Origin of the sequence: Phormidesmis priestleyi BC1401, from assembly GCF_001650195.1 — a bacterium.
GTDB lineage: Bacteria > Cyanobacteriota > Cyanobacteriia > Leptolyngbyales > Leptolyngbyaceae > Phormidesmis_A > Phormidesmis_A priestleyi_B.
The window spans coordinates 1-8,894 of sequence record NZ_LXYR01000101.1 but is presented as its reverse complement, the minus strand read 5'-3'; the positions used below and the strand labels follow the sequence as shown (position 1 = coordinate 8,894).

The window sequence follows — 8,894 nt, the reverse complement described above, 5'->3', positions numbered from 1 at the left end:
CACCCATAGTTCATCTCATGCCAAACCTATTCCCTGATATCACTTCACTACTGAACAGGTACTAAGTTTGTAATAGTTGTTTACAAACACTCTCTTAGAGCGGATGTTTGGTGAAGAGGGATTCCAATCATTCCGCGATCGCGCGCTGTTTGGATTGTGTCGCTACACGGCTGCTCGAATCAGCGAAGTCTGCCAGATGAAGATCAGTGATGTGTTTCTGCCCAGTGGCAAGGTCAAATCTGAAATCGTATTTAGAACCGAAACCACAAAAGGGGAGTACGGTCAGAAGACGGTTAAGGTATCGCCCGACTTAAGAGCGTTACTGGAGGCTTATGACGTACCAGAGAAAGGAATTTATCTATTTCCCGGTCGTCATGGTAGAAGCTCTATCAATCCAGTTTCAGCCAGTCATCTCTTTAAGGAAGTATGCGATCGCTTAGAGCTTCACCGCGTATCGACTCATATTTAGAAGAACTGCTATCAACCGTATGCGAGAGGCAGGCTTCCTCTTAGAAGAGATTCAGCGTATCAGTGGTCACAGATCGCTTGACGGGTTAAGTCATTATCTAGAGGTATAGCCATCGCCACTTTGCTTAGGACATTTTTGGTAGTGTGCTTCGCGTGCTGCCAAAAATGTCCCTGTCCTAACCTATGTGGCGGTAGCTATATCTGAGGCTCGTCTGAGTGACGCTGTGAACTGCCTCTAACTGGGGTTCTTTGCACAACCCCTCAAAAAGGTATAGTCCACATTGAGACTATTAAGTCTCAGCGTGAATTTCAGCAAGCTAATTGCGGTAAATTGCCCTTATGCCAAGGCTTCTAGCGATTCGCTTCACCCTTGATTGTCTGCACTGTGCTCACTGCATCAATACTCTTTCCACCCAGGGCTGTCTCAGAAAGCATACCTTATGAGACGTGGCAATCAGCGTGTCTCAATTCATGTCTCAAATAACCTTTCTCACAAAGTCTTAGACTTTATGAAACGCTGGAATGCCTGATGTAGCGTTTCTCAACTATGCAGCATTTGCTTGAATCAGAGACAAAGATCAATGCTTTCTTGACATAAGACTCACATATCTCAAAGTGGACTATACCTTTTTGAGGGGTTGTGCAAAGAACCCCATCTTAGAATCCCCTCGCTTTCTATCTGGTTAAATCTTCCTTCCAAATTCTTGACATTTCTTCTTTACGATAAGAGTGTTCTTTTAGGTTTTGCGTAGAATGCTTCCATACATTCTGGTGACTTCAGCTTGTCCAAGTGATGTTGATCTAGGATTTGTTCAACTTGGTTGGTTTAAGGTCGTAATCTTGGGTATTGTTCAAGGAATTACTGAGCTACTGCCGATTAGTAGTACTGCTCATTTGCGAATTGTTCCTGGCTTGCTCGGATGGCAAGATCCAGGGAGCGCCTTTAGTGCCGTGATGCAATTAGCGAGTTTGACGGCAGTGATCACTTATTTTTGGAAAGACCTCAATCGTTTAACGGGCGCAACAGTCCGAGCAGTCACCCAACAAGACTACCGAGATCAGGACTTTCGACTTGCAATCGGTGTCCTCATTGGCACCATTCCTATCGGAATCGCTGGACTACTGCTGAAAAAAACGCTCAATGCCTGTAACTCTCCATTTCGGGCGCTGACAGTGGTTGGAATTGCGTCGATCGTCATGGCGCTGTTGTTAGCGATCGCAGAGAAACGCGGCAAGCGAAATCGGGATTTCAGCAAACTTTCACTGCAAGACGGAGTTTGGGTCGGTTTGGCTCAAGCTTTAGCGCTCATCCCTGGAGTCTCTCGCTCCGGATCTACCCTCACCGCAGGACTTTTCTTAGAGATGGAGCGTGAAACGGCGGCTCGATTCTCTTTTCTACTCGGATTGCCAGCGATCGTTTTAGCGGGTGTGCTCGAAATACACAGCCTACTCAAAGCTGGGCTTACGCTGGATGGGTGGATAATTCTATTGGTCGGGCTAGGCACAGCCAGTATCTCTGCCTTTGCTGCAATTTATGGACTATTGACCTATCTGGAAAAACGCTCCACTTGGATATTTGTTTGGTATCGTCTGATCATGCAATACTCCGGACAAAATTTGAGCAGATTTTAAGGCTCAAACCCTTATTCTGCCGTGGACAAGATCTTTTTTTCCAAGTCAGAGGCAGAGCTAACTCTGAAAAAATAGCTCGATCCTTGAACCATAAACTCTGAAAGCCTTGTGGAACCGTTCAAAAAAATGTCCGGAGTATTGATCATGGGCGTATTCCTACTAATTGGGGTCAGCGCGGGATTTCTTCGCAATTAGGGATTGAGTTGATAATCGCCCCGAACTTCAGAAAGCGATCACCATGCTCCAATCTGGTGAAGCAGACGGCTTAATCGTTGCCAAGCTAGATCGTCTCGGTCGAAACGTGCGAGACATCCTGACTTTGGTAGACGATGTTTTGAAGCCGTCTGATAAAGCGCTGATTTTGCTTGACCTTGCGATCGACACCTCTACCCCGGCTGGTCGAATGGTGCTGACGATGATGGCAGCGCTGGCAGAGATGGAACGATCGCTCATTCGCGAACGAGTTGAACGTGGTAGAGCTGTCAAGCATGAAGCTGGCGGTTATGCCTACGGTGCCCCTCAGTTTGGGCAGAAGGCAGAGAATAAAGAGTTAGTAGCTGATGAATCAGAACAGGCAGCGATCGAAGTCATCCGTCGCCACCGTCGATCGGGCAAGTCTCCCCAGGCGACCGCGGACTTCCTAAACACTGGCAACTATCCAACTAAGCGCGGTGGCAAGTGGCAGCACACAACCGTTAGGAGCATCATCAACCGCCTTCAGATTGCGTAAAAAAGCCCGACGATTGCCGAGGCTGACTGAAGAAAACTTTAAGGTGAGGCTTAATTTCTGCTTTTGCTGGAAAAGTTCGGCAAAATGAACTTTTGAGGCTCTGTATCGGCGTTAAATGCAGCCATTTTTCGCTATTTTGCTGAACTTTGCAAGAATCCCGATCACTCGTTGATCGGGCGTAATCCGCTTCTAACGCCACATTTCATGCAAACCCAAAGACTAAGCCACCCTGTCACCAAGGCAGCTTAGTCTAATCCCTCGTAGGGCTTCTCCGAGTCAGCTTTTAGGCTAGGGCTTTGAGGACAATCGTTGAATCAACGATATCCCATAGGGGATCGCCTGTAACCAGAGGAGCCGTCTGCCCTGCTAGTGTGATGTAGCGAGCAGTTGTAGGAGTCGAGATTTGGAAGGTCGTCGGATCAAGAGCGTAAACCCGAGTGGCATCCGAATTGCTAGTGACATTCCGCGCCAACAAATCCACCGTATTATTCAGGTCAATATCTGCCACCGCTTGGATTTGCTCTCCCGCCGCTAGGCGTTGAGAAAGAATGACAGACTTGGCACTCAGGGTGTAGTTACTGCCAAAATCCCACACGGCTACTGCTGTCCCGTTCTGCCAGATAATTTGATCCGTCCCCGTTCCGTCAACACTCCCGATCTCCACAGGTTGCCAACCCAATCCTGGTATTGCAGTAATGCCGTTACTCGTCTGTACAAATCCAGCACTCGAGATCGAGGTACCATTCATTTGCCAAACTGCAGTCTGAGTCGTTTTGGTGTTGAACCACAGCAGGTCGTGCGCTCCCGAACTGCCAAAGTTTCCAGCCCCGATAATCTTCCACCCAGCATTGGCTCCGCCCGTTTGGAGCGGTGTAACTCCATCGGTGTCCGTAATCAGTTTGCTATTCGCCAAATTGATAGTCGCTTGTCCGGTGATGGAATCAATATTTAGCTGCCAGATTGCGGCATTACCTGTTGTGGGGTTTTCCCAGACTAAGACGGGGCTGCTGCCCAGTTTGGTCGTGACTGCATCTAGTTGCCATCCGTTACCAGGTTGAACCGGGGTAGTCGCGTTGGGCAGTTTGACATAAGAACTGCTGCCAATGATGCTATCTACCCCATTGCTATCAGGCTGCATATACCAAACCGCGGTTTGGGTGCTGGCTGTGTTGAACCACAGCATGTCTGGATTGCCGTCTCCGTTGAAGTCAACGTTGCCGCTAATGAGTTTCCATCCGTTACCAGGTTGAACTACAGTGCCATTCAGTTGGGTAAATGCTGCTGCTGATACTTGGCTGCCAGTTAAGTTCCACACGGCAGAAGCACTTGTACTTGAGGCGGGGTTGTTCCAAATTAAACTTGGAGAGTTGCCAGTGGCAGGAGCGAGTGTCGCAGTAAGTGTCGAATCCTGTGGGCTGAGGGCAGCATTCATGGGGGTTCCAAGGCTAATCTGAACTGTTTTGCCGTTGGTGGTTGGCGAGATGTCCTTGAGTAAAACATTGCCCGTTGTTTGTCCAGGCGAGATCGTGATCGAGGTTGCCGAAAGTGAATAGTCGGTTCCCTGGACTGCTGTACCTGCAAAGTTTAACGGAATAATCACAGGCAGAGTCGAAGCGACATCGATGCTAGCAATGACACTCAAAGGGGTGTTGGGTGTGACTGTAGCATTCACAGGGGGAAACGAAACCAGTGGTGTGTATGACCCGCTAACTGTGCTGACGGACAGATTATTGACTGCGTGATAGTCAGTTGATCCGCCGGTTGAAGCGGCAAAGCCAAACTTGAAGGTGGAGGGCAAGGCTCCGTTGGTGGTCGCTACGTTGTAATTGCTGATAACTTCATCGCTGCTATTAAACGTATCTGTGCCAGTGGGGTCAAAGTGGACAGAGAGATTGCCTTGCGGATCAAGATCGATTTGGACGCTACGAGCTGCGCCACTGCGACTCGTGGCAGTGGTGGAATTGATCGTTGTGCCAGTTGGCAGCGTTGTGACAGATGACAGCGCTTTGCCAGTGAGGTAGGCATAGTTGTTGGCTGCTGAACCCCGCACCGCGATCGACTCTGGAATCTGCACGGAGCCTCCTGGGCCAGACTCCGAGGCGGAGAAGTTGCCATACTCGTCAAAGCCAATACCCAAATATCCACCTACAATTCCAGGACCTGCAATTCCAGGCGTGCTGTCGGAGGAATACCCCAATCCGCCGCCGACTGCACCTCCTGTTGTGGGACTCTGGCTACCATCAATTAAAAAGAAGCTAATGCCGTCTGCGCCAGGATTAGTGCCACCGTAGGAATAGAGTTGGAACTGGATTGAAAGCCCAGCGGAAGAGTTGATGGGCTTGTTGTAGATGACAAATGAGCCTTGATTATTAGTATTGTCGGTGAGTTGCAGTGCGCCAGTTCCAGGGGTGTCAGTTCCACCACCGGGCAGACCCCCAGGGACAGAGGGATTGCTACTGCTGCGGGCGGTCAAAAAAGGTTTTGCTGCACCCAGTTGGCTGGTTCCGTAAATCCAGTTGGGCTGGACGACATCTGCACCATTGAGGGGATCGGTTAAGATATTTTGATTTTGTACGGGCGGCATACTTTACTCAGAAAAGAAGTCTTGCATCCCACATTATCAATTTTTTTATCTAAATTAGGTAAAGTTACGGTATAGATTGTAACTACTTAGGGGGCTTGGGGTTGAGCCGACCTAGAGGCAAGTGCGATTTGTTCTGGAGAAACTCAGTTTTCGGGAGGATTCCAGGCTTCAGTAGAGTAACCTTTACGCAAGCTTGGCGATCTCGGACTTTGTAGAGCGCTTGCTTTCTGATCACCTTTTTGACTGGCTTATATTCGAACACTTCGTGGCGCGTCGCGATCGCGGGTGCATCTGGCAGCAACTCATCTAGGGCAGTTGGTCGCCTTGAATCTTTTTAGGTCGCTTCATTTCAGTCCTGCGTAGAAAACTATCAACTCGATACGAATATCTTCGTGGCTCCCTTTTCCAACCCGATAAGCTAAGGATTTGATCTGCCAGTAAACCCTGTTATGCCAAAAACAATCCCCCACTCTTGGAATGAATGGGAACCAATCTCCTGAAATGTAGGGAGGCAAAGATTCGGGGTAGGGATTTTTGCCGTCAGGCGTATGAACTTGCTCAACGTGATAAGTCGAAACTTTCATGATTTCTCCTGTTTTCTAATAGTTTGGTAGGGAGTTTGTAGATCGGTCTAATTTCTGTCGCTTGTTGGATAGATTTGTTGGATAGATTTGTTGGATGGTTGGATGCCTTGTTGGATCGTCATCCAACAGCGATCGAGCGGGTCTATTCTCATCCAACATCCAACATCCAACAAGTGAGTTGCTATGAGTAATTACCTTCATCGTCTACTGTCAGTTTTGATTCAGCTACCAGAATATCAAGGAAGGTTTGATAGTCTTTCGTGCTAGTAATGCCCGCTTTTTTAAGGCAGCAAGACTGGACAATCTCACGAACTTTGATCGGCGCTTTCTTCCTCACATAGTCGATGAGAATTTGTTCTTCATCTTCCCCATCTGGCTTCACTAATTCATCCCCTTCAGCAGGAGTTGCTACACTCATGGTCTGAATCTTTCGATTCAACTCGTTAGCCAAGATATCGCCCTCAGTCGGGTTCGACCCTAGTGGCATCTGCTGAATGATTTTTCCAGTGTCCCGATCGAAGGCTGAATGATTTTCAGCTTTGGGTGTCGGAATAAATTCACCTGCGATCGCCATCACCCGACCGACCGATGACTGAGCAATCAACGCTTTGAATTCACTCTCTGCCAGTTCACCATTCGACCGCCCGAACTGAATCAGCTTTTTAGCGCGGGTGTACTCGTCTTGCCTGAATAAACCGACCTGAGTAAAGTTCTTCAGCAGTTCATCGGAGCCAAACGAGTCACCCGCGTTAAAGCTTTGAGTGATGGCAATGAGGTGAATGCCCTCACTGTCACCCGTTGAAATGGCTGAAACGCCAAACCTTCTAAACTCTGCAAATAGGGCATTACTCACAGATTCTTTAATGGTGAGCAGCTCGTCCAGTACGAGAAATAACCTCATGCCCCTGGTCACATCTGCCTGAGAAACAAGGTTACGGGCTTCAGAGAGAAATTCAATCACCTTCTCTGCATAATCTTCTGAGCTTAAAGCGATGCCCTTGAATGCGAAGTGCCGAATCCGTTCGTGTCTCCAGTAGCCTGATTCTTTAACGTCTCCTTTGGGGTCAAGCACCAGGGCGATCGCGTTTGGGTATTGATCGAGCTTCCATCTCAGCAGATTTGAGGCAAAAATCCCTTTACCACTGCCTTTTGAGCCAGCCACATAGAAAGAGTTATTGCGATCGCAGACTTCCCTTAATTTGCTCAAAACGATGGGCGTGACAGGGCTTTGAATCTCCGGTGTCTTCCAGTCAGCCCGAGCAGCCGGGGAACTTGGCACTTCGACGGCTCCCAGGCGCGTGTTATTCCCAATCGGTGAAGATGTTGCGATAGTCGGACCTGAATCAGTCACGTGGGGCAAAGATTCAGTTTGAGTCTGTGGAGTTTCGACAGATGGCAAGCCGTACTGAGGGAAGCGCTTTGAAGCTTCTGGCAAGTGCGAACTATAGACTGATGGGTTGCCTAAAACATCTTTCAGGGTTTGAGGGTTCGCATAATCCCCGATCGTGCCAGCAGCAAAGGCATCTACGAGAAACTGGTAACACGCCCATCTCTGGGCAGGTGGGACGTTATTCATCGCAGACATTAAACCTTGCGGGGCAAAATGTAGGAGTTCATACTCAGTCTTCTCTCGATCGCTCAGATATGCCGCATCCTCATGGATTGCGGTGCGCCCGGTTAAATTCCCACCGTCGCCACTGACTGTCTGCCCTGCTAAGTCTTCGTCTCGCTCATCCTGAGATTTGCTCGATAGTGGCATCGGATGAACCTTGCCCGTCTGGAGCCACTGACCAAACACTGACAACGTGTAAGCAGTTAGACCACAGCCACCGACGAGCCAACCGAGCGGATTCGATAACGCAGCTAAGGCAGCACCCCCAGCGATCGCGCCCAATCCTGAGAACTTGCCAGCAGCAGCAGAGAGCTTAGAATCCTTGATTTCCTTTCTAAGGGTGTGTTTGCGGACTTCGATGAAGTTGAGCGAGTCGCCCATTTCAAGCAGGGCGGCTGGCAGTAAGTGTTCATCAGTCATTGATTGAGGCGATACTTTATTGAGCATGATTTCCTGGGTAGGGACTTTATGCAGATGACCGGAGGATTTAGCCCCTCCGGTCATCGCTTTGATTAAGCAGATTTAGATTCTGTGTCAGACTCCGATTTAGGTTCGTCGCGGTCTTTACGTCCGAAGGCTAAGACTTTGGGGAATCGCTTTGAGGCAGAGTCAGCTTTAGCAAGGTCTTCATTTCGTTGCCAGAGCGCGAGAAACTTCTCAGCCCCAAACACGCCAACGTAGATCCATACGGCAGAGGCAGCGAACCCCCCCAAGCCAGAGAACAGAGCACCCCAATACGGGGTTGAGCCGAGATACGGGCAAAAAAGTGCAAGATGAGCTGAAAAGCCTTACTCCTATTACATTTCATCCAACTGAACAGGCAAGGAAATCGCATCCTCCAAGGGCAGAGGAATCTGCTTAAAATCGACGACATAGTCGCCGTAGCGCTTGAGGTGACGGGTAAGGTAGGGACTCAGCGTCTTGAGTGCTGCACGGTCTATTCGTATCCCTTCTGCACTCAGCGCCTGAACCGCTAACGAAATGTCCACCGTGTTCTGAAGGATCACTGCATTCGCGACTAAATCCAAATACTTCAGGCGTTTCTCTTGCTCCACCGGGTCGTTGTCTGTGATCACGCCTTGCTTGCCAAAGAAAAGCCAATCCACAAATCGGTTATAGTCCTCGACAATATTGGTGCAAGCAGTAATTTGACGGCGTAACCCAGCATCCGAAATGTAGCGCAATAGAAAGAGGGTGCGGACGACCTGCCCTAAAGCTTGAAAAGCCTGATAGAGGCGATTCCGACGACTATAGCTACCCAACCTGCGCAGCAAGGTCGAAGGG

7 protein-coding genes and 1 pseudogene are annotated in these 8,894 nt (G+C 49.1%); 4 read left to right on the top strand and 4 right to left on the bottom strand.

Features of this window, described 5'->3' with window-relative positions; all coding sequences use genetic code 11:
* Nucleotides 1–76: 76 nt before the first annotated feature.
* From A8707_RS24940 to A8707_RS30425, 4 genes and pseudogenes are all read left to right on the top strand, one after another.
* Nucleotides 77–469 (top strand): site-specific integrase, encoded by a 393-nt coding sequence (locus tag A8707_RS24940; protein ID WP_156518868.1) that lies wholly within the window; start codon nucleotides 77–79, stop codon nucleotides 467–469.
* Nucleotides 470–1,221: 752 nt separating this feature from the next.
* Nucleotides 1,222–2,100, top strand: coding sequence for an undecaprenyl-diphosphate phosphatase (locus tag A8707_RS24935; RefSeq protein ID WP_197485053.1), 879 nt, complete (start codon nucleotides 1,222–1,224; stop codon nucleotides 2,098–2,100).
* 220 nt (nucleotides 2,101–2,320) lie between these two features.
* Nucleotides 2,321–2,590, top strand: a pseudogene (locus A8707_RS30430) (recombinase family protein); the annotation flags it as partial.
* A 90-nt stretch (nucleotides 2,591–2,680) separates the two neighbouring features.
* A complete protein-coding gene (locus A8707_RS30425) occupies nucleotides 2,681–2,830 on the top strand; it encodes a recombinase family protein (protein WP_269452771.1) in 150 nt (49 codons plus the stop codon).
* A gap of 283 nt (nucleotides 2,831–3,113) precedes the next feature.
* Here A8707_RS30425 and A8707_RS24920 read toward each other — a convergent pair whose 3' ends face one another.
* The 4 genes from A8707_RS24920 to A8707_RS24895 form a co-directional block, all read right to left on the bottom strand.
* On the bottom strand, nucleotides 3,114–5,414 hold the full coding sequence (locus A8707_RS24920) for an L-type lectin family protein (RefSeq protein WP_068820005.1): 2,301 nt from the start codon (nucleotides 5,412–5,414) through the stop codon (nucleotides 3,114–3,116).
* 344 nt (nucleotides 5,415–5,758) lie between these two features.
* Nucleotides 5,759–5,998: a hypothetical protein gene (locus A8707_RS24910; RefSeq protein ID WP_068820001.1), complete on the bottom strand. Its 240-nt coding sequence runs from the start codon at nucleotides 5,996–5,998 to the stop codon at nucleotides 5,759–5,761.
* 181 nt (nucleotides 5,999–6,179) lie between these two features.
* Nucleotides 6,180–8,057, bottom strand: coding sequence for a P-loop NTPase family protein (locus A8707_RS24905; RefSeq protein WP_068819999.1), 1,878 nt, complete (start codon nucleotides 8,055–8,057; stop codon nucleotides 6,180–6,182).
* Between the two features lie 350 nt (nucleotides 8,058–8,407).
* The coding region (locus A8707_RS24895; RefSeq protein ID WP_156518867.1) for a Tn3 family transposase at nucleotides 8,408–8,894 on the bottom strand (487 nt) is incomplete at its 5' end.